The organism is Camelimonas fluminis, assembly GCF_014656355.1.
Taxonomy (GTDB): domain Bacteria; phylum Pseudomonadota; class Alphaproteobacteria; order Rhizobiales; family Beijerinckiaceae; genus Camelimonas; species Camelimonas fluminis.
Map to the genome: position 1 here is coordinate 535,015 of NZ_BNCG01000001.1, position 25,377 is coordinate 560,391.

A 25,377-nucleotide genomic window follows, 5' to 3' on the forward strand; every position below is an offset into this window, starting at 1 on the left:
ATCCTGCGCTTTCCTGTCACACGCGTTATCGGTCACGTCGGGCGTCAGGCATTTCTGTTGGACGAAGCGGCGATCTCGCGGCCGGATGACGCCCCTGCGGCGAGGGCGGCCCGCAGCCGGGCTTCGATCAGGTCAATGCCGCCGTCCATGGAAAATTCGGCCCGCAACCGACGCCAGGCGGCCTCGCCAAGGCGGGCGCGGCGCTCCGGTTCGCGCGCCAGCAGATTGATGGCGTTGGCGAGGGCGGTGAAATCGGCCGGTGGCACCAGCACGCCTTCCACGTCGTCGCGGATGAACTCGGGAATGCCGGCGAAATCGCTGGCGACGATGGCCAGTTTCTGGCTGGCCGCCTCCATCAGCACATTCGGCAGGCCATCCTGATCGCCGGAGCGGGTCTTGCGCGCCGGCAGCACGAACATGTCGGCGGCGCCGAGCAGGGCCATGACGTCCGGCTGGGCGAGGGCGCCCATGAAAGCCACGCGCTGGCCGAGGCCGAGTTGCTCCGCCTCCGCCTTGAGGCGCGGCAGCAACTCACCGCCGCCCACATGCACGAACTGCCAGTTGAGGTCGCCGGGCAACCCCGCGAGGGCTTTCAGCAGATCGCCAAAACCCTTCTTGGCGACGGCGCGGCCCACCGAGACAATCCGCACCGGGCTGGCCGGGTCGCCGCCGTCGCTGGCCGGGCGACTGTTCGGCGGAGGCGGCAGGCGCGACAGGTCGAGGCCGTGATAGGCGAGGGCGACGCGCTCCGGCTCAGGCGCCAGGGCTTGCAGGGCCGCGAGATTCTGGTGCGTGCAGGTCACGCCGAACAGGCACGCGGCGATCTTCTCGCGTTTCTCCCAATCCGGCGTGGTCCAGATGTCCTTGGCGTGGGCCGAAAAGCTCCAGGCCGCCGGGTTGTTCGCCGAACGGCGCAGCAGCGCGGCGTAGCGCACGACCGAAGCCGGCGTATGCAGATAGTGCACATGCACGTGGCCGACGCTGGCCGGCAGTTCGCGGGCGAAAACCACGGCCTGGCCGAGCCGGCGAATGCGGTTGCGCGTCAGGTCGCGGCGGAAGTCGCGGACGAAGGCGCCAAGCATGCGGCCGAAGCCCGGCTGGCGCATGGCCCAGCCAAGGCCTTTCAGCACGCGAACCGGCGCCTCATGCAGATATTCCGGCAGATAGGCCACGGGGGCCTGGATCTGCCGGTGCATGGGATGGACGGCGCTGTCGGTGGGCTCGCGCAATGAGACAATGCGCAGTTTCAGGCCGCGGCGCTCCAGGGCAAGAATTTCCTGGGCGATGAAGGTTTCGGAAAGGCGCGGGTAGCCCTTCACGACGATGGCGATTTCGCTGGCTTCCGTAACGCCGGCTTGACCGGTTTTGGGCTGGGGGCGGGTCATGGGCGGCGGGTCATTTTGGGGAGGGCAATAGGGCTTTTTCAGGGGAGTGCTTTCCGGCGGAAGGAGTGCTGTCGCGCCTGGAAAAATGCGCTGGGATGGTGTTGGAGTTCAGCCGCCGCCGGAGGCGGCGCGCAGCAGGCTTTCCCGGTTCTGGTCAGGCGCTTGCCCGTTGCGGGCGCCCAGCCATTGGGCGAAGTCCTGGCGAATGGCGTCCGCGCCGCCAAGCAAGGAATCCGCGCACATGGTCGTGGCGCTTGGGCGCGGCTGCTCCAGCAGGCGATGCAGCGCCGCGGCCATGCGCAACGGGTCGCGTCCGCCGTCTTCTCCGACAATGGCGCTGGCCAGCCCCAGGCGTTCGGCCGCCATGGCGCGGATATATTGTTCGCGACGCGGGCGGGTGCGCGGCACGATCAATGCGGGCCGGTCGAAGGACAGCACCTCGCAGAAGGTATTATAGCCGCCCATGGCGACTACCGCCGTCGCCCGGTTCATCAGCGTTTCCAGCTTGCTGTCAAACGACAGCGCCGCCAGGCGCGGATGGCGGTTGATGCGCTCCATGAAATCGCGCCGGCGATCGCGGGCGATGAACGGCCCGAACACCACAAGGGCGGGAATCTGCAGGCCTGGATCCGCCTCATAGGCGCTGATGACCCAGTCGACCATGTCGTCGCCGTCGGCGCCGCCGCCGCTGGTGACGAGGATGAATGGCCCCCGGGTGATTTTGGGGTAGCGCGTCAGCGTTGGCTCGTTGGGCAGGCTGCGTCGCAGATAGCCCGTGTAAAGCGTGCGCTGGCGCAGGCGCTGCGACAGGTTGAAGGCGGCCAGCGGCTCGTAGATTTCTTTCAGGCCGTAAACCCAGATGTCGTCATACAACGTTTCCAGCGCATGCAGCGCGCCCTTGCGCTCCCACTCTGGAACCAGCAGGGCGGGGTCGTCCATCACGTCGCGCACGCCGAGCACGATGCGCGCGCCCTGGCGGCGCGCCAGCTCCAGCGCGCCAGCGATTTCGCCGCGAAACCCGGTTGGCTCCTTGTCGACGATGACCAGATCAGGGCGGAAGCTTTCGGTGGTCTGGCGAATGAGCTGGGCCCGCAACGCCGCCGTTTCATCGACGCCCATGTTGAGGTTGAGGGTGCGGTAATCGCCATTGGCCATCTTCACGACGCCGGGCACCCGCACATAGTCGACGCCGGGGCGAAATTCGAAGCTGCCGATGACCGGCGAGCCCGAGACGATGATCACCGAGACACCCGGCGCTTCGCTGGCGAGGACGTTGGCGATGGTTCGCGAACGGCGCAAATGTCCAAGCCCGAACGTGTCGTGGCTGTACATCAGCACGCGCGCGCCTGTCTTTGCCGCGGCGCCCAAAGCGCCGGCACGCCCCCCGGCGTCCTCCATGATCATGAAGACCTCATTGCGGCCGCCGGCCGTGCTCCCGTCTCCGCCGGCGCTGGCTGCGCCGTCCGGCTCCCCTGGAGGCGCAACCTAGAACATTTCCGCGCAACACGGAAACGCCATAAAGTGCAACTTTGCGCCAGCAAAGCGGGTTTTCAGCGCGGCATGTGGACGAAAGCCGGAATGGCCCCGTGGGCGCACGGCGCATGTCTGTCAAAATGACGAATCCGCCGCTAGGCTCAGGACGCACGGCCTCCCGGCCCCTTGCAGGGCGTTTTCGACCGGCCCCACTTTGCAACTGACGGCTTTGAGATTACGCACGGAAGTCGCTCAGCCCCGGAGGTGAGACGTTGGAGCGAAATCTGTTCCGGTACGTCTGGCGTCTTTCCCGGCGCGACCAGCTGATCATCTTCGCGGTCGTGCTGGCGTCGCTGCCGTTTTACTACTGGTCGCTGGATCTGCCCAAGCGCATCGTCAACGAGGCGATCCAGGGCGGCGCCTTCAGAAGCGGCCTTCCCACTACGGATTTCCTCAAGCTTGGCGTCGAACTTCCGTCCTATCTTGGCGGCGGCTATGTCTCGATCCATGACGGCTACAAGGTTGGCCAGATCGGCCTGCTGTTCGGGCTTTCCAGCCTGTTCCTGTTCTTCGTGCTGGTGAACGGCGCCTTCAAATACTGGATCAACGTGGCCAAGGGGGCGTTGGGCGAGCGCATGCTGCGCCGCCTGCGCTTCGATCTGTTCGCCATCGTGTTGCGCTTCACGCCGGAAACCCAGAAGACCGTGAAGTCTTCCGAGACGGCCACGATGATCAAGGACGAGGTGGAGCCGATTGGCGGCTTCATCGGCGACGCCTTCTCCCAGCCCCTGCTGCTGGGCTCCCAGGCGATCACCGCCATGACGTTCATCATGCTGCAGAACGTCTGGCTTGGGCTGATCGCCGGCGGCATCGTCGCCATCCAGTTCACGGTCATCCCGCGCATGCGCCGCGTGCAACTGCGCCTCGGCAAGCAGCGGCAGATCCTCTCCCGACGCCTCGCCGGCAAGGTCAGCGAGGTCGTGGACGACCTCGAAGCCGTTCACGACAACGACGCCACGGCCTATGAGCGCGCCGACGTGAGCGAGCGCCTGTACACGCTCTTTGACCTGCGTTTCCGCATCTACAAGTGGAAATTCATGGTCAAGTTTCTCAACAACCTGCTGGCCCAGATCACGCCGTTCTTCTTTTACGCCGTCGGCGGTTATTTCGCCCTCAAGGGCACCCTCGACATTGGCCAGCTCGTCGCCGTCATCGCCGCCTATCGCGATTTGCCGCCGCCGCTGAAGGAGCTGATTGACTGGGACCAGCAGCGTCTCGACGTGCAGATCAAGTACGAGCAGGTGGTGCAGCAGTTCTCGCCGGACAGGCTGCTGTCGGAAGAAACGCTGGCGCCGTTGCCGCCCGGCGTCGAGCCGCCGCGCCTGCAGGGTCCGGTGGCGCTTACCGATCTGCACATCACCGACAGTCATGGCATGGTGCTGGTGGAGCATCTGTCGTTCACCCGCGACCTGCCGATGCGCATCGCGCTGGTGGCCCAGGACAGCGCCGCGCCTGGCGCCGTGGCGCGCGTGCTGGCGCGGCGCATCACCGAATATCGCGGAGCGGTCACCTTCGGCGACGTTGAGCTTTCCCGGATGCCGGAGCATCTGACGGGGCGGCGCATCGCCTATGCCGGACCGGAGCCGGTGCTGTTCGCTGGCTCCCTGCGGGAAAACCTGGTGTATGGCCTGCGCCACCGGCAGCGGGACGCGCCGGAACTGACTGGCGTCCGGCGCATGGAGGCGCTGCGCACCGAGGCGGCCATGGACGCCACCGGCGAGGGCTGGCTGGATCTGGAACTGGCGGGCGTCGACGACGCAACGGCGCTCGATGAGCGGCTGACGGATGTGCTTGAACTGGTCGGCCTGCGCGAATCGCTGCTGAAACTTGGCATGTGGGGGCTGGTCGACCCGGAGCGTTACCCGCGCCTGGCGGAGAAAGTGGTGGAGGCGCGCAAGATCGTCCGCCAGCGTCTGGAGGAGCAGGGGCTTTCCAACCTGATCGAGCCTTTCGATTTCGAGCTTTACAACAATCAGGCCACCGTGGCCGAGAACCTGCTGTTTGGCGTGCCGGTGCATGCGGATTTCATGGGCGAGGCGCTGGCCGAAAACCGGCTGGCGACCCGGGTTCTCGACGCCGAGGATGTCCTCGATTCCCTCATCAACATGGGTGCGGGCATCGCCGCCACCATGAATGAGATTTTCCGCGATCTGCCGCCGGGGCATCCCCTGTTCGAGCAATTTTCGTTCATCGACGCCGATGACATCGCCGATTTCGATGACATCGTCGCGCGCTGGAAATCCCGGGGGATCACCGGTCTCTCACCTGACGAGCGCGCGCGGCTGCTGGCCCTGACGCTGGATTATATCGAGCCGAAACATCGTCTTGGCCTGCTCAACGATGATCTGCGCCAGGCCCTGGTGCGGGCGCGCAAACGCCTGCATGCGGCCCTTGATGAGAGCGCCTATGTTGGCGCTGTCGAGTTTTACGATCCGGACCGGCTGACGGCCGCTGCGCCCCTGCGCAACAATCTGGCGTTTGGCCGCATGAGCCACAGCATGGCGGACGCGCTGCCGCGCATCACCGCGCAGACGACCGAACTGATCGATGAACTCGGGTTGCGGCTGGACGTGGAGCGCGTGGGGCTGGACTATCAGATTGGCCCGGCCGGCCGGCTGCTGTCGGCGGAGCATCGGGTGGCGGTTTACATCGCGCGGGGTCTGATCAAGAATCCCGACATGCTGATCCTGGACGGGGTGTTCTCCGCTTTCGGCGAGAACCATGCCCGCGCCATGCTGACCGCGATCTCGGAGCGCATGGCGGGCCGGTCGATCGTCGCGGTGTTGCATGGCGAAGCGCTGGCCGATCCCGGCGTGTTTGACATGTTGGTGCGCTTCGAAGGGGTGCATCCGGTTGTGGTGCGCGACCAGCATGGGGCTTCAGCCGCTGGCTGACGTCACGCCGGTTCTGGAACAGGATTTGATCCGGCGACAGGATGTCTGCGTCAGGTTCGATGCTTTTCCCCGCGCCGGGCGGTCAGCCCGGTTTGCAGGGAGTGTTTTGGCGGGGCCGCCTTCTGGCCCAGTGGAGGGGGCGGAATGACGCTTGAAACTGAAGTTCAATCGCTACGACAGGTGCCGATGTTCCGGGACATCGATCCGGCCCGGCTGAAGTTGCTGGCCTTTACCAGCGAGCGGGTGACTTTCGCCAATGGGCAGCGGTTCTTCACCCAGGGGGATGTCGGCGACGCTGCTTACGTTATCCTTGACGGCGCCGCCGACGTGCTGCTGGAAACCGCCCATGGGCAGCTCAAGGTGGCCGAATTCGGCCGCAACGCCCTGATCGGTGAAATGGCGGTGTTGGCGGAGACGCCGCGCAGCGCCACCATCATGGCGGTGGGCGACGTGGTGGCCCTGCGCATCGACAAAAGGGTGTTCATTGAGCTGCTGGCGCAGTTCCCGCAGATGGCCATCGCCGTGATGCGCGAAATCGCCACCCGCCTCGAACGCACCAACGCGCGCCTCGCCAGCCGCAACTGAGGCGGCGGCTTCCTTTGGCACGCTCTGGAGCAAAAACCGGTCATCCAGAGCGGGGGATTTGCTCCATTGACCTGATGGCGCTGGTTTCAGGCCTGACGCGCCGGCAGGCGCCCAGCGCATGGCCGGCGCGCCGTCAGCTATCCGCGCGCTCCATCCATTTGATCAGCGGCATGATCGGCAGCACCCAGCCGACGCCGGCCAGCAGGAAGAAAATGAACTGCGCCGTCTTGCCGGCCTCCTGGATGCGGCCCTGCGCAATGACCATGACGACCAGCGCATAAACCATCACGAAAACCAGCATCCCGATCGAACCGAAGAATTTGCGTTTGCGGCGGGTCATGACGTCTCCGGTGTCCAGGCGTCAGAACCGGATCCGTTCGCGCTGAAGCGCCGTTGCGTCCAGGCAGGCGGCGAATCCGTCTCTGTTCAATATGGTGGGGCGACTGGCGAGATCTGTGACCGCGCAAGTCCGGATCGCGCTCCGGCGTCGCCCGGACAGCCTCTAGACCAATACCGCCGCAGTTGAAACCGCTTTTGCCGCCGCCGGCCTGATGGGCGGCGGCGAGGGTGCGGCGGTTGCCCGCCTTGGCGGCGCCCGCGGGCCGGCATTATACGACAGGCGCGGCGGGCCAGATCGCGCGCCGCCCGTATGGAGTGAAGCCATGACGACAACCAGCATCGACGACGCCATCGCTGGCGCGCGCGCGGGGGTGGGCGACAGGGGGCCTGCACAGCCTGGCCAGCGGGCGGTGCGCAACTGGCTGATCTTCGTCAGCTGCCTGATCTTCGTCATGGTCGTTGTGGGCGGCGCCACCCGTCTGACCGGCTCTGGCCTGTCGATCACCGAGTGGAAACCGATCACCGGCGCCATTCCGCCCCTGTCGCACGGCGCCTGGATGGCCGAGTTCGATTTGTACCGGGCGACGCCGCAATACAGGCTGCTGAACGCGGGCATGTCGCTGGGCGAGTTCCAGTTCATCTATCTGTGGGAGTGGGGGCACCGTCAGCTTGGCCGCTTCATTGGCCTGGCCTACATGCTGCCGCTGCTCTGGTTCGCCGTGCGCGGCGCCGTGCGCGGCCGCCTGCTGGTCACCCTGGCGGTGATCGGCCTGCTTGGCGGTTTGCAGGGCGCCATCGGCTGGATCATGGTGCATTCGGGCCTGCAGCCCGGCATGACGGCGGTGGCGCCGGTCAAGCTGATGCTGCACCTGCTGGCCGCCTGCATCCTGCTTGCGTGCGTCGTCGCGGTCATCGTCCGCCTGTCGCCGCGCGCTGAGGCGCGTTCAGCGGCGCGCGTGCGCTGGCTGGCCGGGCTGCTGGTCGCCGGCAGCTTCGCGCAGATCGGCCTTGGCGCGCTGGTGGCGGGTTTGCACGCGGGGCTCACCTATAACACCTGGCCGTTGATGGATGGACGCTTCATTCCGGATGCGGCGACGCTGGCGCCGCTTGATCCCTGGTGGATGAATATGCTCGCGACGGTTCCGGCGGTGCAGTTCAACCACCGTATGGGCGCCTACATCCTGCTGGCTCTGGCCATTTTTCACGCCGTCGACGTGCGGCGGCTGGCGGCAGCGGGCCTCGCCTCCGCCCGGGCCGCGCATCGCGCGATGGCGCTTGCCGGCGTCATCGCCGTTCAGGGCGTGATCGGCGTGGCGACCCTGCTGCTGGCCGTGCCGATCTGGGCCGGGCTGCTGCACCAAGCTTGCGCCCTGGCCGTGCTCGTGACCGCCGTGATTCATGCCAGACGGCTGGGCGCGGCCCGTTCCGGCGGAGCAGCCGCCACCTTGCGATAAACCCATGCATCCGGTCAGAGCGGTTTCCGGCCAGGCGGAATTGTGTGGTTGATCAGCATGGGCTCAAGGCAGGAAAGCCAGGAGCCGTTTCTGATCCGCACTGGCCGGAAAGGGCTTGAGGGAGACTGGGTGCTTCCGGCGACGGGGGCCGGACCCACTCCAACCGGCGGGGAAGGGGCCTGGCTGGCTCAGGCCGCACCTGTTTCTCCCGGAGATGCGGCGCGCCCGATCCCGTCGCTGCCGGGCGCCATTCGGGGCGCATCACCATTCGTGATGCATCCTGCCGGGGTGCGAAGATGCTGACGCATCCCCGCGTGGCAGCGCCCAAACCCCGCTCCGGCGGGGTTTTTCGTGGGCGGATTCGGGTTGGGGCGGCGCCGGCGGCGCGATCAAATCGGCATGATGCATGGAACTGGCGGGCAGGTTCGTGCGTCTCATGAGATAGGCGGGCTCGCGCGTCGTTGTGGACGCGAATCACCCCTGCCTAATAATCGAACGATTGTTTCATGATTAATTCTTTGAAATATTGACGACGTTGATTTTAATTGCAACGTATACGTAAATCATGCTTGAAAAATATCGCGATTAAGGAATCGTAAACCAGTGACAATCCTACACTTGTCCAGAACAGGCGGGGAGACGCGTTATGGTGACGATTGTAGTGCCTGCCCGATGGCGAATGGCGGTGGCGGCGACCAGCGTTGTGGTTGTGACGGTTTCTGGCGGTTTTGAAGGGCAGCGGCTGTGCGTGGGCGCGCCAGCCCGGCGCAGTCCCCGCCGCTGGCGGCACGTGCGGTTGCGCGCCTGACGTAGCGACCGCAATTGGGGAAACCTGAGCGCCAGCGTTTTTGGGCGGGCCGGACTATGCCTGGACAAGCAAAAGGCTGGCGCGAGGCCAGCCTTCCGTTGCGTAGCGCGAACCCGTTGCGTTGCGCCAGCCGGTTGCGTTGCGCCAAGCGGTTGCATCGCAGGTTTCCGACGCTGATGGCGACTTCGCCGAACCGGAGCCTGCCGGCGTTGCGTCGCCCGGAGCGAGACGCGCGCAACGCTTGATCCAGCGACATATGCGACGTTCCGACCCGGCGAATGCGACTGATTTCGCGCCCCATGGATCCGGCGGCGCAATACTCCTGCACAAAATATACGCGGCTCAGGCGCACGTTCTGTTCCCGTTGGAGCGGAAACGACGCCTGTTCCGCCAGTTCTCCAGCGCGGCGTCCGCCACGCTGGAACGTGCTTGTACCGGAGCCGGGTGCGCCGCGACCTGGCGTTACGCCTGCAGGGCGGCGTCGAGGTCGGCGATCAGATCGTCGGCGTCTTCCAGGCCGATCGACAGGCGCACCACGTCCGGGCCGGCGCCGGCGGCGGTCTTCTGGGCGTCGTTGAGCTGGCGGTGGGTGGTGGAGGCCGGGTGGATCACCAGCGAGCGGGTGTCGCCGATGTTGGCGAGGTGGGAGAACAGCTCCAGCGCCGCCACGAGGCTGACGCCCGCGTCATAGCCGCCCTTGAGGCCGAAGGTGAATACGGCGCCCGCGCCGCGCGGCAGGTATTTCTTCGCCAGCGCGTGATAGGGGTCGTTCTCCAGACCCGGATAGCTCACCCAGGACACGGCCGGGTGACTGGCCAGATGCCTCGCCACCTTGAGCGCGGTTTCCGACTGGCGGGCCATGCGCAGCGGCAGGGTCTCGATGCCGGTGATGATCTGGAAGGCGTTGAACGGCGAGATCGCCGGGCCGAGATCGCGCAGCGACAGCACGCGGGCGGCGATGGCGAAGGCGAAGTTGCCGAACGTCTCGGCGATCACCAGGCCGTTATATTCCGGCCGTGGCTGCGACAGCATCGGATAACGGTCGTCGCCGGCCCAGTTGAACGTGCCGGCGTCGACGATGACGCCGCCCATGGAGTTGCCGTGGCCGCCGAGGAATTTCGTGGCCGAATGCAACACGATGTCGGCGCCGTCCTTGATCGGCTGCCACAGGTACGGCGAGGCCAGGGTGTTGTCGACGATCAGCGGGATGTTGTGCTTCCTCGCGATGGCCGAGATCGCCTGCACGTCGACCACGACGCCGCCAGGGTTGGCGATGGATTCAACGAAGATCGCCTTGGTGCGCGGCGTGACGGCGCGGTCGAACGACGCCGGATCATCGCTGTCGGCCCAGATGACGTTCCAGCCGAAGTTCTTGAACGAATTGTTGAACTGGTTGATCGAGCCGCCGTAGAGCTTGCGGCTGGCGACGAATTCCTCGCCAGCCTGCATCAGGCAGTGGAAGGCGATCATCTGGGCGGCGTGGCCGGAGGCGACGGCGAGGGCGGCCGTGCCGCCTTCCAGCGCCGCGACGCGCTCTTCCAGCACCGCTGTCGTCGGGTTAGTGATGCGGGTGTAGATGTTGCCGAACGCCTGCAGCCCGAACAGCGAGGCGGCGTGGTCCACATCGTCGAACACGAACGACGCTGTCTGGTAGATTGGCGTCACCCGGGCGCCGGTGGTCGGATCAGGGCTGGCGCCTGCATGAACGGCCAGCGTGTGGAAGTTTGGCTCGCGTCCCGACATATTTACCCCCGTTGGATGTATATTGAAATATAACCCGTTTGATAATGTTTAAATGACCGCCCGTGCTCTCGTCAAACGCGATTGCCGGCGTTCCACCTCCGCCGCGCCCGCCGCGCCCGCCGCGCCCGCCGCGCTCAGCCGCGCCCGCGGAACGACGGCCCGGCGGCGCCGAGCGTCATGCGCTGCACGTTGCCGCCAGCATTGACGCGGCGTTTCGACGACAGCACCCGGGAATTGACGCCGTTCCAGGAAATCTCGCCGGAAAGGCGGCCGTATTCGATCTTGGGGCACCGGTCCATGATGACGGTGCAGCCGCGCGCTTCGGCCTTCGCAGCGGCCGCGTCATTGCGCACCGTCAGCTGCATCCAGATGACTTTCGGCGGGGCGGGCAGGGCGAGCGCCTCATCGACAATGGCTCCGGCGGCCGCCGAATTGCGGAAGATGTCGACCATGTCGACCGGCTCCGGCAGGTCGCGCAGGCTGGCGACCACCGGGCAGCCGGCGATCCCGGTTCCCGCAAGGCCCGGGTTCACGGCCCACACCTTGTAACCGCGCTTCGCCATGTAATTGGTGACGATCCAGCTCGGGCGCACCGTGTTGCTGGAGGCGCCGACGATGGCGATCGATTTCACGCCAGTCAGGATGGAGCGGATCAGGTCATCGGCATAGGCGAGGGGCCGGGCGGCGTCCGCGCCATGCGGGGCCGACGACGCCCCCGGCAGGGGCGGGGTGTCAGGCGCTTCGCCAGGGTGCCGGGTCATGCCTCTTCCTCCTGCGCCGGATAACGCGCGCGCCACCAGCGACAACCAAAAATGAACCAGCTTGCCTCATACCATCTATATGGCTGCTGGAAACACGTGTTCTGGCGCAAACGGGCCGAATTGCCCAATTCGGGTTACGCTGCGTACAGCATGAACAGGATGGCGCGAAGAGAAGCATGCGAAACCGGGTGAAATGCTTCAGTTTGCGCGGCGCATGATGACCGATGTCGGTCGCCGCCGGAGATTGGATATGACTGCGAGCGAAACAGCAAGGCCAGCTCCGGGGCGGGCGCGATGGACGCCGCGCCGTCGCGTCCGGGCCGTGCGGGTGCTCGTCGGGCGGCGCTGGCGTTCGTTCATCCGGGCGGACGAGCTGTCGCCGCTGATCCTTGGCGCACTGATCGGCCTGGTCGCTGGCGTCGGCGTGTTCGGCATCAATGCGCTGGCGCAGTGGATGCACGAAATCATCTATGCGCTGCCCTCCGGCGAGCGCCTCAGCGCCCAGGAGACGCTGAACCCGTGGCGTACGGTGTTGGGGCCTCTGCTTGGCGGGCTGGTGGTTGGCCTGACCACCATTGGCATCCGCGCCTGGCGCAAGCGCGAGGCCGTGGACCCCATCGAGGCCAACGCGCTTTATGGCGGGCGCATGTCGTTGACCGACTCCCTACTGCTGACGGGCGGCACCGTGCTCTCATGCGGTTCTGGCGCTTCGGTTGGCCTTGAGGCGGGCTACACCCAGTCCGCCTCGGGCGCGGCCTCATGGCTGGCGGGAGCGCTGCGCCTGCGCCGCGTCGACGTGCGCACCCTGGTGGGCTGCGGCGCCGCCGCCGCCATCGCCGCCGCCTTCAACGCGCCGCTTGCCGGCGCCTTCTATGCCTTTGAGCTGGTGCTGGCCGGTTACAGCGTGGCGACGCTGGCCCCGGTGATGGTCGCCGCGCTGGTGGCCAACCTGGTCCATGAGCTGTTGACCACCTCGCCGCACGCGCCGCTGGTCGGCTCGTTGTCGTTCTCGGGCGGCGACTACGTCATCTTCGTCGCCATGGGGTGCGTGGCGGCCGGGCTGGGCGTCGGGCTGATGAAAACCGCCACCACGGTGGAGTCCGGCTTCGTGCGGCTCAACGCGCCGCGCTGGGTGCGGCCGGCGATCGGCGGCCTGTTCGTCGGCCTGCTGGCGCTGGGCTCGCCGGCGGTGCTCGGCGCCGGCCACGGCGGCATGGAGGTCTATTTCAGTTCGGCGCATGGCGTCGGGCTGTTGCTGTTCCTGCTGTTGGGCAAGATGCTGGCGGCGTCGATCTCGGTCGGATCGGGTTTTCGCGGCGGCCTGTTCTTCACGTCGCTGTTCACCGGCGTCCTGTTCGGAGGCTTGGTGGGCGAAAGCTATTTCGCCCTGGCGCCGCACCTGGCCAGCGACCGCGTGGTCTACGTGCTCGTCGGCATGGCCTCGCTGGCGGCGGCGGTGATTGGCGCGCCGCTGACCATGACCTTCCTGGTGCTGGGCATGACCGGCGACCTGTCGATGACCAGCGCGGTGCTGATGTCGGTCATCGTCGCGACGGTTCTGGTGCGCCGCACCTTCGGCTATTCATTCTCCACCTGGCGCCTGCACCTGCGCGGCGAGACCATCCGCAGCGCCATGGATGTGGGCTGGGCGCGTGATCTGACGGTGGTGAAGCTGATGCGCCGCGAGGCGCGCACCGCCGCCGAGACCATGACCATCGCGGCGTTCCGCAAGCGGTTCCCGATCGATTCCACCGCTCAGGTGTTTCTCACCGACGAAGCTGGCGCCTACGCCGGGGTGGTCTATGTGCCGGAAGCGCACGCCACGGACTACGACAGCATCGCCGCCATCAGCCTGGTCCGGGATCTGCGCCACGCGCCCAACGCTTTCCTGACGCCGCGCCAGGGCGTCGAGAAGGTGCTGGAGGCTTTCGAGCGGGCGGAAACCGAAACCCTGCCGGTGGTGGACGATCCGCTGTCGCGCCGGGTGCTGGGTTATGTCACGGAAGCCTACGCCCTGCGGCGCTACAGCCAGGAGCTGGAGCGCCGGCGACGGGAATACAGCGGCGAGCGTTGATCAGCGTCAATGCGGGCCGGCGGCCAGGGGAGGCGTGATGGCGTTCGATCCGGAGCTTGAGCAACACGTCCGCGCCGCGCTGGATGGTCTGCCGTGGCTTGGCGAAAAACGCATGTTCGGCGGGCTGGCGTGGATGGTGGACGGCAACATGATCTGCGCCGCCATCACGCCAGGACTGATGGCGCGCGTCGGCAAGGCGGCCGAGCCCGGGATGCTGGCGCTGCCGGGCGTCGGGCCGATGGGCTCAGGCGCCCGGCGCATGGGCGGCTGGGTGCTGGCCGGCGAGGACGCCTGGCGTGACGACGATGTTCGCCAGCGCCTGCTGTCGACCGCCATCGCCCATGTGATGACCCTGCCGCCCAAGGAGGCGTGAGCTGCGTGGCGCCATCGGCGGCAGCCGCCGCGCATTCCGTTGCGGGTCACCTGGGTGCTGGCTGGAGCACGGGTCTTTCGAAGCCAGGCTCCCGGCTGCGGATATGTATGGCGACCGTCGGCGGAAGATGCTGGAATGACGGAAAGCGGCAAGACAATGGGGTGGGGGCGCAGATGGTGAGGCCTGCTGTCACGGGAGACGCGACGAGCCTTGCGGCGCTCAGCATCGAGGTCTGGCTGAACACATATATCCGCAATGGCGTCAACGCCTTCTTCGCGGACTACGCCCTGGCCCAGTACACCGGCGCCTATTTCGGGGAGGTTCTGTCGAATTCCGCCGAACGCATCCTGGTGTCAGACAACGCGCAGGGGATCGATGGCTTCGTCAGGGTGACGACCGGCGCCGCCGCGCCTGCGCCCGGCTGCTCCGATGTCACGATCGCCACGCTCTATGTCCAGCCGCGACATCAGGGCTCTGGCGTCGGAAAGCGTTTGCTGGAGGCGGGGCTGGCATGCTGCGCCGCGACCGGAAGGCCGGACGCCTGGCTGACGGTGAACGCGGAAAATGAACGCGCCATCCGCTTCTACCTCAACCATGGCTTCCAGCAGGTTGGCGACACCCATTTCCATATTGGCGATCAGGCTTACCCCAACCATGTCATGCGCTTCGTCTTTGGCGCTTCCTGAGGGGGCCTCCGGCGCGCCGCAACGGCAAACGGGAGGGGCGAGGCTTACGCCTCCCGCCACACCGGCTGGCGCTTTTCGACGAAGGCGCCAATGCCCTCCTCGGCGTCGCGGGCCATCATGTTCTCCACCATGACGCGGGCGGCGTAGTCATAGGCGTCGCCCAGGCCCATTTCGAGCTGCTCGTAAAACGCCTGCTTGCCGGTGCGCAGGGTGAGGCGCGACTTGGCGGCGATGCGGGCGGCGAAGGCGCAGGCCCCGTCAAGCGCCTCTCCAGCAGGGGCGACCTGATTGACCAGGCCCATGCGGGCGGCGTCTTCCGCGTCGATCATCTCGCCGGTCAGCAACATCTCCATGGCGTGCTTGCGCGAGACATTGCGCGACAGGGCCACCATCGGCGTTGAGCAGAACAGGCCGATATTGACCCCTGGCGTGGCGAAGCGGGCCCCGGCGCCGGCCACGGCCAGGTCGCAACTGGCGACCAGCTGGCAGCCGGCGGCGGTCGCCACACCCTCGACGGCGGCGATCACCGGAACGGGCAGGGCGACGATGGTCTGCATCATGGCCGAGCAGCGCGCCATCAGATCGGCGAAGAAACGCCGGCCGCGGTCGGCGTCGTCGCGATGGCCGGTAATTTCCTTGAGGTCGTGGCCGGCGCAGAACGCCGGACCATGGGCGGCGATGACCACGGCGCGCAGGCTGGCGTCGGTGGCGATGGCGTCCAGTTCTTTCTGGAGAGCGGCGATCATCGCATCGGACAGCGCATTGCGGCTCGCCGGCCGGTTCAGGGTGAGCACGGCGAAGCCGTCATGATCCGTGCGCTGGACCATCGGCGCGTTAGCCGTTGCGACAGGGGTTGGGGAGATGGCGGTCATGTCTGCTGCTCCACGAGCTATGGCGGCGCGCTGGCGTGGCGCGCAGGCGCGGGCTCCTGAGGAACTGGCTCCTGGAACGCGGAAACGCCAGCGCCGGAAAGGGTCGCGCTCCCGGTGAGCCTGGCGCGATTGCGGGGCGGGAGCGAATAGGCGACAAGGTATGGCGCCTGACAACATAAGGAACAAGGGTAAATGGGAGCACGGATCACGCCTGCGGCGGTCATGACCTGCGAGGAACTGGAAGCGACGCTGCGCCGGGAGTTTCCTGAAATGTGGGGAGGAACGAGCTCCCGCAAGATCGAGGATGTGGGCTATCTCACCGCCACGGTGCGCAGCATCTACGATCCTTCCCAGTTGCGTCCCGGCGGCACCATATCAGGGCCGACAATGATGGGTCTGGCGGATCTGGCGCTGTATGCGGCGATCATGGGCTCGGTCGGGCCGGTGACCCTGGCGGTGACCACGAATCTGTCGTTCAACTTCCTGCGCAAGCCTGCGCAGAGGGATCTGGTCGCTAATTGCCGGCTGCTGAAGCTGGGCAAACGGCTGGCGGTGGGCGACGTGTTCATTCGTTCTGACGGCGAAGACGACGTGGTCTGCCACGCTACCGGGACCTATTCGATTCCACCGCGCTGACGCGGCGGACGGCCCCAGGCGGGATGCATGGCGTTGGAAAATCCGTCATATCAACGGCATGGGGCGGTGCTTCGGGTCGGGGAGAGCGGATTTCACTCCATTGTCCATCCGCGGACGCCGCGCCCGCCCTTGCGCCGCGCTCGCCCGCTTTTGCCCCTTTCGCGCAATGACGGCGCTCCGCGACGTCGCCGGAAACCGTCAGTTCTGGAATAAAATTACGGTATTATAATACCATATTCTGCATCTTGTTGAAATATATCACTATTTTCCATCTTCCGTATTTTGACGTCGCTTGACGCCTTGCGGCGCGCAGGCTAAACGCCAGCCAACCCGCGCGGATGGCCAGGGTCGGCGGTTTCCCGTCAGCCCACGCCAGTTCCGCGCGTTAATCGTCAGGGGCCGCGAGGTCCCGCGAAAGTTGAGACAAGATCCATGAAAACCTACTCGGCAAAGCCGGCCGACGTTGAAAAGAAGTGGGTGCTCATCGACGCCGAAGGTCTGGTCGTCGGTCGCCTCGCTTCGATCATCGCCATGCGCCTGCGCGGCAAGCACAAGCCCACCTACACCCCCCACGTTGACTGCGGCGACAATGTCATCGTCATCAACGCCGACAAGGTGGTGCTGACCGGCCGCAAGTACGAGAACAAGGTGTACTACCACCACACCGGCCATCCGGGCGGCATCAAGGAACGCACCGCGAAGTTCATTCTCGAAGGTCGCTTCCCTGAGCGCGTCGTCGAGAAGGCCGTCGAGCGCATGCTGCCGCGCGGTCCGCTGTTCCGTCAGATCCTCGGCAACCTCCGCGTTTACGGCGGCGCCGAGCATCCGCACGCCGCCCAGCAGCCTGAAGCTCTGGACGTCGCTGCCCTCAATTCCAAGAACTCGAGGAGCGCCTGATCATGGCTGAAACCCTCCAGAGCCTCGCAGATCTTGGCCAGGCCAACGCCGCCGTCGCCAACGACGCTCCCGTGCACGTCCGCAAGGTCGACGCCCTGAACCGCGCTTACGCCACCGGCAAGCGCAAGGACGCCGTCGCCCGCGTGTACATCAAGCCGGGTTCCGGCAAGATCGTCATCAATGAGCGTCCGGTTGAAGTTTACTTCGCCCGTCCGGTGCTGCGGATGATCCTGAACCAGCCGCTCGAGCTGACCAATCGCGTCGACCAGTTCGACGTCACGGTTACCGTTGCTGGCGGCGGTCTGTCCGGCCAGGCTGGCGCCGTGCGCCACGGCCTGTCCAAGGCCCTGACCTATTTCGAGCCGGAGCTGCGCGCCATCCTGAAGAAGGAAGGCTTCCTGACCCGCGACAGCCGCGTCGTCGAGCGCAAGAAGTACGGCCGCGCCAAGGCGCGTCGCAGCTTCCAGTTCTCGAAGCGCTGATCGGGCGGCCGCAGCCCGACAGGGCCCGGTTACGCGATTTCAGGAAGGGCGGCCCACAGGCCGCCCTTTTTGCATATGTGGCCAGGATCAGCGTGCATCATCCGGTTGCATTCTGGCCGTATTGGTTTTTACACGTGGTTGGAGTACCGCGTGACGGCGACAGCTTTGTCGCACGACAGGAGTGATCCCATGAGCAGCAAGGCCAGCAGCACCCCCGCCACAGCCGGCGCCGGCGCGCGCCGCGCCGTGGTGTTCATCGACGGCGAGGCGGGCACAACCGGCCTCGGCATCCGCGAGCGGCTGGCCGGCATGCCGCAGATCGAGCTGCGCAGCATTCCGCATGAACAGCGCAAGGACGTGGAGGCCAAGCGGAAGCTGCTGTCTGAAGTCGACGTGGTGATCCTCTGCCTGCCCGACGACGCGGCGAAAGAGACCGTGGCGCTGGTTGAAGGCCTGGGCGACAAGGGCCCGAAGGTGCTGGACGCTTCGACGGCGCATCGCGTCGCTCCCGGCTGGGTCTACGGTTTCGCCGAGCTGGCGCCCGGCCAGGCCGGCGCCATCGCCAAAGCCCGCTTCGTCGCCAATCCCGGCTGCTATCCGACGGGCGGCGTCGCATTGCTGCGGCCGCTGGTGGAGGCGGGGCATATCGGCCCCGACACGGTGATCTCGGCCAATGCGGTCAGCGGCTATTCCGGCGGCGGCAAGTCGATGATCGAAGCCTATGAGAGCGGGACGGCGCCGAACTTCGAACTCTACGGCCTGTCGCTGGCGCACAAGCACCTGCCGGAGTTGCAGCAATACGGCAAGCTCGGCCGGCGGCCGGTGTTCGTGCCATCGGTTGGCAATTTCCGTCAGGGCATGCTGGTGTCGGTTCCGTTGCACCTGGACGACCTGCCGGGCAAGCCCACGGCGGCCGACCTGCACAGGGCGCTGGCCGACTGGTATCCGGCGGGCGGTGAAGTCGAGGTGATGGCGCTGGACGATCCGGCGATCCGCGCCGGGCGGGTGGAGCCGGAGGCGCTCAACGACACCAACAGGCTGCAACTGTTCGTGTTCGCCAATGAGGCGGCGCGGCAGGCGGTGCTGGTGGCGCGCCTCGACAATCTGGGCAAGGGCGCTTCGGGCGCCGCTGTGCAGAACCTTCTGTTGATGACTGGCTGTTAAGGACAGTTTGGGCGCCCTGGCGCCCGGATGTTCCCGCCGCAGCAATCAGGGCGTATCGTGCAACCATGCGCATCTTGAATCACCGCCAGATCCGTCGCCACGCACGTTCTGTGGGCCACGCCGCCGTCGCCTGCGTTGCGCTTGTCGCCGGGGCCATGGCGCTGGGCGGCTGTTCGGCTGGAAAGTCAGCGGCCAAGGTGGTGGGTTTCGCCACCGATACGCCGCCGCCGGCTGATTTCGTTGGCGCGGCGCGGCGGTCCGACGCCGGCTACATGAAGATCCCGCGCGATCTGCCGGCGCGTCCGAGCCAGCCGCGCAAGCCCGATGACGTGAAGGCGCTGGAGAAGAGCCTGGAAGCCACCCGCTCCAGCAACGCCGCGGCGGGCGCCGAAGCGCAGGCGGCGGGCAAGACTCCCGCGCCGACCCCGGCGAAGGCGCCGCCGCCGGAGCCGGAAGCGGCTGAGTGAGTGCGACGCCGGCCCCGCTGGAGAGCGCTCAGATATCCTGCCGGCCGGCCTGGGTGATCTCCCGCCCATTCCTTGATGGAGGGCGCGTCCGGAGGTCGCGCCCCGGGTTTTCGCCAGAGCGGCCGGTTTCGTATACAATCCGGAAAATGCCCTTGTGGCAGAAATAATTGCCCGTGTCGCAAAACCGCTGGCAACCGGCTGGCGATTTGCTACACACGACTGCTTCCGCGCCTGAAACCATCCAACCTGAACCTGTCGTCCGGGCGCGTGAAAAGGACCGATATCAGGGACCTGGGACCAATGACCGATTTTCATCGCATCAAGCGCTTGCCGCCCTACGTTTTCGAACAGGTCAACCGGTCCAAGGCAGCAGCACGCGCGCGGGGCGCGGACATCATCGACCTCGGCATGGGCAATCCCGACCTGCCGACGCCGAAGCACGTGATCGACAAGCTGGTCGAGACCGTCGGCAAGCCCCGCACCGACCGCTATTCCGCCTCCAAGGGCATTCCCGGCCTGCGTCGGGCCCAGGCGGCCTATTACAAGCGCCGTTTCGGCGTCACGCTGAATCCGGAAACCCAGGTGGTCGCCACGCTGGGCTCGAAGGAAGGCTTCGCCAACATGGCCCAGGCCATCACCGCCCCTGGCGACGTGGTGCTGGTGCCGAACCCGAGCTACCCGATCCATGCCTTCGGCTTTCTGATGGCTGGCGGCGTCATCCGCTCGGTGCCGGCCGAGCCGACGCCCGCGTTTTTCCCCGCGCTGGAGCGCGCGGTGCAGCACTCCATCCCGAAGCCGATCGCGATCGTGGTGTGCTATCCGTCGAACCCGACCGCTTATGTGGCGTCGCTGGATTTCTACAAGGATCTGATCGCCTTCGCCAAAAAGCATGAGCTGATCGTGCTGTCGGATCTGGCCTATTCGGAAGTCTATTTCGACGATAACAACCCGCCGCCGTCGGTGCTGGAAGTGGACGGGGCCATGGACGTGACGGTGGAGTTCACCTCCATGTCCAAGACCTTTTCCATGGCTGGCTGGCGCATGGGCTTCGCCGTCGGCAACGAGCGGCTGATCACCGCGCTGACCCGCGTCAAATCATATCTGGATTATGGCGCCTACACGCCGATCCAGGTGGCGGCGACCACGGCGCTGAATGGACCTGACGACTGCATCCGCGAGATGCGCGATATCTACCGCAAGCGTCGCGACGCGCTGGTGGAATCGTTCGGCCGGGCCGGCTGGCAGATTCCGGTTCCCACCGCCTCGATGTTCGCGTGGGTGCCGATTCCGGAGAAGTTCCAGCACCTCGGTTCGCTGGAGTTTTCCAAGCTGCTGGTGGAGCACGCCTCCGTCGCCGTGGCGCCGGGCATTGGCTTCGGTGAATACGGCGACGACCATGTGCGCATCGCCATTGTCGAGAACGAGCAGCGCATCCGCCAGGCGGCGCGCAACATCCGCAAGTTTTTCGATACGGCCGAAACCAGCCTGCATAACGTCGTGCCGCTCAACAAGGTCGGCTGACCCATCTCCCCACGCGCTGGCCAGCGCGTGGTCCTGGATTGTACGGCCCAGCCCCCGCCGGGCCGTAATGCGTTTGCAGCCTGTCCGGAAGTAGCAGCCTGTCCGGAAAGAGCCGGTCGATCCGACGGTTCTGCTCCGCCCCGTGGCGGCGCCAGTCTTGTCAGCGTCGCTCGCCAGCAGCAAAGGATGCTGGCGGCGGGTTGCCTCCTGACGGGACGCCAAAACCCTGCGCCTGTTTTCCCGCCGCTGGATATCCAGACGGGCGCTCAGGACGGCGGCATCCAACTTTGGAATGATGGCGCAGGCGGGCGCGTCAGGTTTCGGAGGAGCCAGGGCCTGGCGTCCCGGCGGGTTGGCGCAGGCCGGCAGGTTGGCCGGGATTCGTTGTATCATTTTGATAATTAAAGATTTTTATTGAGTTCTTCTGGCAGCGTGATGCGCGCGGATTTCGCCGGCGCGATGGGCTGCGGCCCGCGAACATGGCCGGAAGCGCCGACCTAATGCTGGTTACGCCAGGTTGTTCAAAAATTATTACAGATTATTTCTTTTGTGACGACAAAATTAACACGCCATTAGCCAAAGGTTATATTGCATTCGCATATCTTCTTGTTGCCTGATCGTTGTCACGGAAAGGCCCTGATCCAGCTTAGAACTGGAAGGGTTCCGACGGGCGATCCGTTGCGGGCCCTGCATTTCAGAGGGCCAGCGGGCGCTACGGCTTTCGCCCAGATGGCGAAGGCGCGGGACAGGTGGAAGACGAAGGCGAAGTGGATGGCGGTGATAACCACCACGGAGCCAGCAACGGATTCCATTTTGATTAACTTCCGGCCGGCAACACTGCTGGCGGAGGTGGCGGGAGGTGCGGGGACGCACGTCTTTTGCCACGGCATTCGTGGTTTTTGGCCCCGGCGGATAACCGCCAGGGACGTTTAGAGGACAGGTACAATGCAGGCTCAGGTTCGTACGATCGTCGCCCTTACCGGCGAGCGGCTCGTGGTGATGCCGGAGGCGCAGTACACGGCGCTTGTCAATGCGTCGGGTCAGCAGCAGGCTGGCTCCACCCAGGCGGTTTCGCCCGCCCAGATGATGGCGGCCATGCCAACGGCGAACACGCCTCGCCCGGCGGCGAAGCGCGCCGCGCCAAAGGCGGCTGCCCGCCCCGTGGCGCCGGCGGCTACGCCAGCCGCGCCGGTCGCGCCTGAGACTGCGGAAACGCCGTCGAAGAAGGGCTCGCTGGAAGACGTGTTGCTGTTTGGTTGATGGCGGCGGGAGCGGCGTCGTCGCTCCCGGGCGCCAGATCGCGGCGGCGCGGCTGGTGGGGCGGCGTCCGCCTCGCATGACGACGGCAGGCTGACCGGGAGGGCGGGGGATCTCCCTGCCTGATCCACCAGGGCAGGCGTTTCCAGGCAAGTGTCTCGGGGCCAGATGTCTCGAGCCAGGCGTCAGGCGGCGTCGGTTGATGTGGCGGGGAGTCCCGCCGCATTGAATGGGCGGCCTCCTGTCGCGGGATGCGATCCCGCTTCACCATACTGTTTCAGTGCGTGCGATGCTCCGGACCGGGCGTTCCTGGCCCGGTTTCTTTTTGCCCGCAGAGGGCGATCCCCATCCGTCAGCCCGAACGGCCCCCGTTCACACCGGATCGCCCGGACGATTCAATCTGGGCGGACCCGGCCCTATCTCGCGCAACGGCGACGGCGAGGCGTTCTGTCGATTGACAGGATGCGCGAGGCCATGCGATCCGCACCATTATGAAAACTCCTCTCAGGATTGGCGTCGCGGGCCTCGGCACCGTCGGCGCGTCGTTGCTTCAACTGCTGGCGCAGCGTCGCGCGGCGCTGGCGCTCGTCGCGGGGCGCCCCATTGACGTGGTGGCGGTTTCGGCGCGGGACCGCACGCGCGATCGCGGCGTCGACCTGTCCGGATACACATGGTTCGACGATCCGGTGAGGCTGGCGCGCGAGGCTGAGGTCGATTGCGTCGTCGAGCTCATCGGCGGCTCTGATGGGCCGGCGAAGGCGACGGTGGAGGCCGCCCTGGCGCGCGGCGTGCACGTGGTCACCGCCAACAAGGCGTTGTTGGCCGCCCATGGCATGGATCTGGCCGTGGAGGCCGAGCGCGCTGGCGCGGCGCTGGCTTTTGAAGCCGCGGTCGCGGGCGGCATTCCGGTGATCAAGACCGTGCGCGAATCGCTGGTCGGCAATGAGATCACCCAGATCGCCGGCATTCTGAACGGCACCTGCAACTACATCCTGAGCCGGATGGAGCAGGACAACCTGTCGTTTGAGAAGTGCCTGGCCGAAGCACAGAAGCTCGGTTACGCCGAAGCCGATCCCACGTTCGACGTGGACGGGCATGACACGGCCCACAAGCTGGCGATCCTCGCCAGCCTCGCGTTCGGCGGGCGCATCGACGCCGAGGCCGTGCGGGTGGAAGGCATCCGCTCCATCAAGCAGATTGATATCCGCATGGCCAACCGCCTCGGCTATCGCATCAAGCTGCTGGGCGTGGCCGTTCGCACGGCCGATGGCGTCGAGCAGCGCGTCTGCCCGACCATGGTTGAGAAAACCCAGCCGCTGGCGCGGGTCATGGGCGTCACCAACGCCGTGAACATCGACGCCAGCGCTGTGGGCGAGCTGACCCTTGTTGGCCCGGGCGCCGGCGGCAACGCCACCGCATCCTCGGTCATCGCCGATATCGTCGACATCGCCCAGGCCGGCAGTCGCGGCCCGGTGTTCGCCGCGCCGGCTGGCGATCTGCAGCACATGGAGCGGGCGCCGGTGAAGGATCACCCGGGCGGCTATTACGTGCGCGTCAACCTGCTGGACAAGCCAGGCGCCGCCGCTTCGGTGGTGTCGCGCATGGCTGAGGCCGGCATCTCGCTGGAATCAATCGTGCAGCGCCGTTCGCCAAAGGCGGCGGAGCGCGATCCAACCGGACGTTCGGGCGCCAAGGTTCCCGTCATCCTCATCACTTATGATACGACGGAGGACGCCGTGCGCGGCGCGCTCCAGAAGGCGGTCGCCGACGGCTTCGTCGGCTCCTCGCCCCAGGTCATCCGCATCGAGCGCAACTGAGCGGCCCCGGACGCCTTTCCGCAAGGCGCCGGCCGCACGAGACGAGACAGGGAAGATCACGACATGAGCAGCGACATTACCGTCCCGCAGGGCAAACTGATCGAGCGCATCCTCACCCTGGAGCTGGTGCGCGTCACCGAGCGCGCCGCTGTCGCCGCCGCCCGCCTGCGCGGTCACGGTAATGAAAAGGCGGCCGACCAGGCCGCCGTCGACGCCATGCGCCGGGAACTGAACCGCCTGCCGATCGACGGCACGGTGGTGATCGGCGAGGGCGAGCGCGACGAGGCGCCGATGCTGTTCATCGGCGAGCATGTCGGCAACACCAACGGCCCGAAGGTCGACATCGCCGTTGACCCGCTGGAAGGCACCACCCTGTGCGCCAAGGACATGCCCGGCTCGATCGCCGTGATGGCCATGGCCGAAGGCGGCACGCTGCTGGCGGCCCCTGACGTCTACATGCAGAAAATCGCCATCGGCCCTGGTTACCCGCAGGGCGTCGTGCACATCGATGCGAAGCCCGAGGACAACATCCGCAACCTGGCCAGGGCCAAGGGCGTTGAGCCGTCCGAAATCACCGCCCTGGTTCTGGACCGTCCGCGCCACGCCGACCTGATCGCCGCGATCCGCAGCACCGGCGCCGCCGTGCGTTTGATCTCGGACGGCGACGTGGCTGGCATCATCTACACCGCCAACCCGGAAGAGACCGGCATCGACATCTACATGGGCATTGGCGCCGCGCCTGAGGGCGTGCTCGCCGCCGGCGCCCTGCGCTGCATTGGCGGCCAGATGCAGGGTCGCCTGATCCTCGACACCGAGGAGAAGCGCGAGCGCGCCCGTGGCATGGGCGTGACCGATCCCGAGCGCATCTACGACATGAAGGACCTGGCCAGCGGCGACGTGATCGTGGCCGCCACCGGCGTCACCGACGGCGCGCTGCTGAAGGGCGTGCGCTTCGGCAAGGACGTGATCGAGACCGAGACCATCGTCTACCGCTCGATCACCGGCACCGTGCGTCGCATCACCGCCGAGCATCGCGATCTCAGCAAGTTCCACATGGAAGCCTGAGATCCGGCGTCGCCGGAACGGGAAAGGGGCGCTGCGGCGCCCCTTTTGATTCAGGCCAGGTTGATTCAGGCGGGGCGGACAGCATGCTGTCGGGCAAAACGGAGGCGCTACATGCAGATTCGTACAAGACCTGTGGCTGCTCGCGACGAAGCCCGCTGGCGCGCCCTGTGGGCCGGATACCTGGCGTTCTACCAGACCACGCTGCCGGACGAGGTGACGGATCTGACGTGGCGGCGGCTGCTCGACGCCGCCGAGCCGGTGCACTGCCTGGTGGCTGAAGCCGGCGGCGAGATATTGGGCATCGTCAACTACGTGTTTCACCGGGCGACATGGACCGCCTCCAGCTATTGCTATCTGGAGGACCTGTTCACCGCGCCGGAAGCCAGGGGGCGCGGCGCCGGCCGGGCGCTGATCGAGGCCGTTTACGCTGCGGCGCGGGCGGCGGGCGCGACGCGGGTTTACTGGCTGACGCACGAAAGCAACGCCACGGCGCGCCAGTTGTATGATGCGGTGGCGGAGAACGCTGGCTTTATCCAGTACCGGAAAACGATTGCGCCCTGATCG

General features: G+C 66.3%; 23 protein-coding genes. 17 read left to right on the forward strand and 6 right to left on the reverse strand.

Features of this window, described 5'->3' with window-relative positions:
* Nucleotides 1–44 precede the first annotated feature (44 nt).
* Together IE243_RS02190 and IE243_RS02195 are read right to left on the reverse strand one after the other, a co-directional pair.
* Complete coding sequence (locus IE243_RS02190) at nucleotides 45–1,385, reverse strand: glycosyltransferase family 4 protein (RefSeq protein ID WP_191317677.1); 1,341 nt, start codon at nucleotides 1,383–1,385, stop codon at nucleotides 45–47.
* A 108-nt stretch (nucleotides 1,386–1,493) separates the two neighbouring features.
* The gene (locus tag IE243_RS02195; RefSeq protein ID WP_191317678.1) at nucleotides 1,494–2,789 is read right to left on the reverse strand and encodes a glycosyltransferase family protein; all 1,296 of its coding nucleotides are present in this window, start codon (nucleotides 2,787–2,789) and stop codon (nucleotides 1,494–1,496) included.
* A gap of 341 nt (nucleotides 2,790–3,130) precedes the next feature.
* On the opposite strand from IE243_RS02195, the gene IE243_RS02200 reads away from it, so the two are divergent.
* On the forward strand, nucleotides 3,131–5,812 hold the full coding sequence (locus tag IE243_RS02200; RefSeq protein WP_191317679.1) for an ABC transporter transmembrane domain-containing protein: 2,682 nt from the start codon (nucleotides 3,131–3,133) through the stop codon (nucleotides 5,810–5,812).
* A gap of 144 nt (nucleotides 5,813–5,956) precedes the next feature.
* Nucleotides 5,957–6,397 (forward strand): Crp/Fnr family transcriptional regulator, encoded by a 441-nt coding sequence (locus IE243_RS02205; RefSeq protein ID WP_191317680.1) that lies wholly within the window; start codon nucleotides 5,957–5,959, stop codon nucleotides 6,395–6,397.
* A gap of 133 nt (nucleotides 6,398–6,530) precedes the next feature.
* Here the strand turns inward: IE243_RS02205 and IE243_RS02210 are convergent, their stop codons facing one another.
* Complete coding sequence (locus IE243_RS02210; RefSeq protein WP_191317681.1) at nucleotides 6,531–6,737, reverse strand: DUF2842 domain-containing protein; 207 nt, start codon at nucleotides 6,735–6,737, stop codon at nucleotides 6,531–6,533.
* Nucleotides 6,738–7,059: 322 nt separating this feature from the next.
* On the opposite strand from IE243_RS02210, the gene IE243_RS02215 reads away from it, so the two are divergent.
* Nucleotides 7,060–8,190, forward strand: a complete 1,131-nt coding sequence (locus IE243_RS02215; RefSeq protein WP_191317682.1) for a COX15/CtaA family protein — start codon at nucleotides 7,060–7,062, stop codon at nucleotides 8,188–8,190.
* A 646-nt stretch (nucleotides 8,191–8,836) separates the two neighbouring features.
* Nucleotides 8,837–8,998, forward strand: coding sequence for a hypothetical protein (locus IE243_RS02220; protein ID WP_191317683.1), 162 nt, complete (start codon nucleotides 8,837–8,839; stop codon nucleotides 8,996–8,998).
* A gap of 462 nt (nucleotides 8,999–9,460) precedes the next feature.
* On the opposite strand, the gene IE243_RS02225 is transcribed toward IE243_RS02220, so the two are convergent.
* Together IE243_RS02225 and IE243_RS02230 are read right to left on the reverse strand one after the other, a co-directional pair.
* On the reverse strand, nucleotides 9,461–10,741 hold the full coding sequence (locus IE243_RS02225; RefSeq protein ID WP_191317684.1) for an O-acetylhomoserine aminocarboxypropyltransferase: 1,281 nt from the start codon (nucleotides 10,739–10,741) through the stop codon (nucleotides 9,461–9,463).
* A gap of 134 nt (nucleotides 10,742–10,875) precedes the next feature.
* Nucleotides 10,876–11,502, reverse strand: a complete 627-nt coding sequence (locus IE243_RS02230; RefSeq protein WP_191317685.1) for a CoA-binding protein — start codon at nucleotides 11,500–11,502, stop codon at nucleotides 10,876–10,878.
* Nucleotides 11,503–11,752: 250 nt separating this feature from the next.
* On the opposite strand from IE243_RS02230, the gene IE243_RS02235 reads away from it, so the two are divergent.
* The 3 genes from IE243_RS02235 (at nucleotide 11,753) to IE243_RS02245 (ending at nucleotide 14,635) form a co-directional block, all read left to right on the forward strand.
* Complete coding sequence (locus tag IE243_RS02235) at nucleotides 11,753–13,576, forward strand: chloride channel protein (protein ID WP_191317686.1); 1,824 nt, start codon at nucleotides 11,753–11,755, stop codon at nucleotides 13,574–13,576.
* Between the two features lie 37 nt (nucleotides 13,577–13,613).
* Nucleotides 13,614–13,949: a TfoX/Sxy family protein gene (locus IE243_RS02240; protein ID WP_191317687.1), complete on the forward strand. Its 336-nt coding sequence runs from the start codon at nucleotides 13,614–13,616 to the stop codon at nucleotides 13,947–13,949.
* Between the two features lie 173 nt (nucleotides 13,950–14,122).
* Entirely contained in the window at nucleotides 14,123–14,635 is a 513-nt protein-coding gene (locus IE243_RS02245) for a GNAT family N-acetyltransferase (protein ID WP_191317688.1), read from the forward strand.
* Nucleotides 14,636–14,679: 44 nt separating this feature from the next.
* Here the strand turns inward: IE243_RS02245 and IE243_RS02250 are convergent, their stop codons facing one another.
* Nucleotides 14,680–15,507 carry an enoyl-CoA hydratase gene (locus tag IE243_RS02250; protein WP_191317689.1) on the reverse strand — a complete coding sequence of 276 codons (828 nt, stop codon included), beginning with the start codon at nucleotides 15,505–15,507 and terminating at the stop codon, nucleotides 14,680–14,682.
* A 192-nt stretch (nucleotides 15,508–15,699) separates the two neighbouring features.
* On the opposite strand from IE243_RS02250, the gene IE243_RS02255 reads away from it, so the two are divergent.
* From IE243_RS02255 to IE243_RS02300, 10 genes are all read left to right on the forward strand, one after another.
* A complete protein-coding gene (locus tag IE243_RS02255) occupies nucleotides 15,700–16,143 on the forward strand; it encodes a PaaI family thioesterase (RefSeq protein WP_210319782.1) in 444 nt (147 codons plus the stop codon).
* A gap of 432 nt (nucleotides 16,144–16,575) precedes the next feature.
* Nucleotides 16,576–17,040, forward strand: a complete 465-nt coding sequence (gene rplM, locus IE243_RS02260; RefSeq protein WP_132002620.1) for a 50S ribosomal protein L13 — start codon at nucleotides 16,576–16,578, stop codon at nucleotides 17,038–17,040.
* A 2-nt stretch (nucleotides 17,041–17,042) separates the two neighbouring features.
* Nucleotides 17,043–17,522, forward strand: a complete 480-nt coding sequence (rpsI, locus tag IE243_RS02265) for a 30S ribosomal protein S9 (RefSeq protein WP_191317690.1) — start codon at nucleotides 17,043–17,045, stop codon at nucleotides 17,520–17,522.
* 189 nt (nucleotides 17,523–17,711) lie between these two features.
* Nucleotides 17,712–18,686 carry an N-acetyl-gamma-glutamyl-phosphate reductase gene (gene argC / locus IE243_RS02270; RefSeq protein ID WP_191317691.1) on the forward strand — a complete coding sequence of 325 codons (975 nt, stop codon included), beginning with the start codon at nucleotides 17,712–17,714 and terminating at the stop codon, nucleotides 18,684–18,686.
* A 65-nt stretch (nucleotides 18,687–18,751) separates the two neighbouring features.
* Complete coding sequence (locus IE243_RS02275) at nucleotides 18,752–19,153, forward strand: hypothetical protein (RefSeq protein ID WP_191317692.1); 402 nt, start codon at nucleotides 18,752–18,754, stop codon at nucleotides 19,151–19,153.
* Nucleotides 19,154–19,453: 300 nt separating this feature from the next.
* Nucleotides 19,454–20,674 (forward strand): LL-diaminopimelate aminotransferase, encoded by a 1,221-nt coding sequence (locus IE243_RS02280; RefSeq protein ID WP_191317693.1) that lies wholly within the window; start codon nucleotides 19,454–19,456, stop codon nucleotides 20,672–20,674.
* Nucleotides 20,675–21,619: 945 nt separating this feature from the next.
* Nucleotides 21,620–21,934: a hypothetical protein gene (locus tag IE243_RS02285; RefSeq protein WP_191317694.1), complete on the forward strand. Its 315-nt coding sequence runs from the start codon at nucleotides 21,620–21,622 to the stop codon at nucleotides 21,932–21,934.
* A gap of 488 nt (nucleotides 21,935–22,422) precedes the next feature.
* A complete protein-coding gene (locus IE243_RS02290; RefSeq protein ID WP_191317695.1) occupies nucleotides 22,423–23,748 on the forward strand; it encodes a homoserine dehydrogenase in 1,326 nt (441 codons plus the stop codon).
* Between the two features lie 63 nt (nucleotides 23,749–23,811).
* Nucleotides 23,812–24,813 carry a class II fructose-bisphosphatase gene (glpX, locus tag IE243_RS02295; protein ID WP_191317696.1) on the forward strand — a complete coding sequence of 334 codons (1,002 nt, stop codon included), beginning with the start codon at nucleotides 23,812–23,814 and terminating at the stop codon, nucleotides 24,811–24,813.
* Nucleotides 24,814–24,924: 111 nt separating this feature from the next.
* Nucleotides 24,925–25,374: a GNAT family N-acetyltransferase gene (locus tag IE243_RS02300; RefSeq protein WP_191317697.1), complete on the forward strand. Its 450-nt coding sequence runs from the start codon at nucleotides 24,925–24,927 to the stop codon at nucleotides 25,372–25,374.
* The last annotated feature ends 3 nt before the right edge of the window (nucleotides 25,375–25,377 follow it).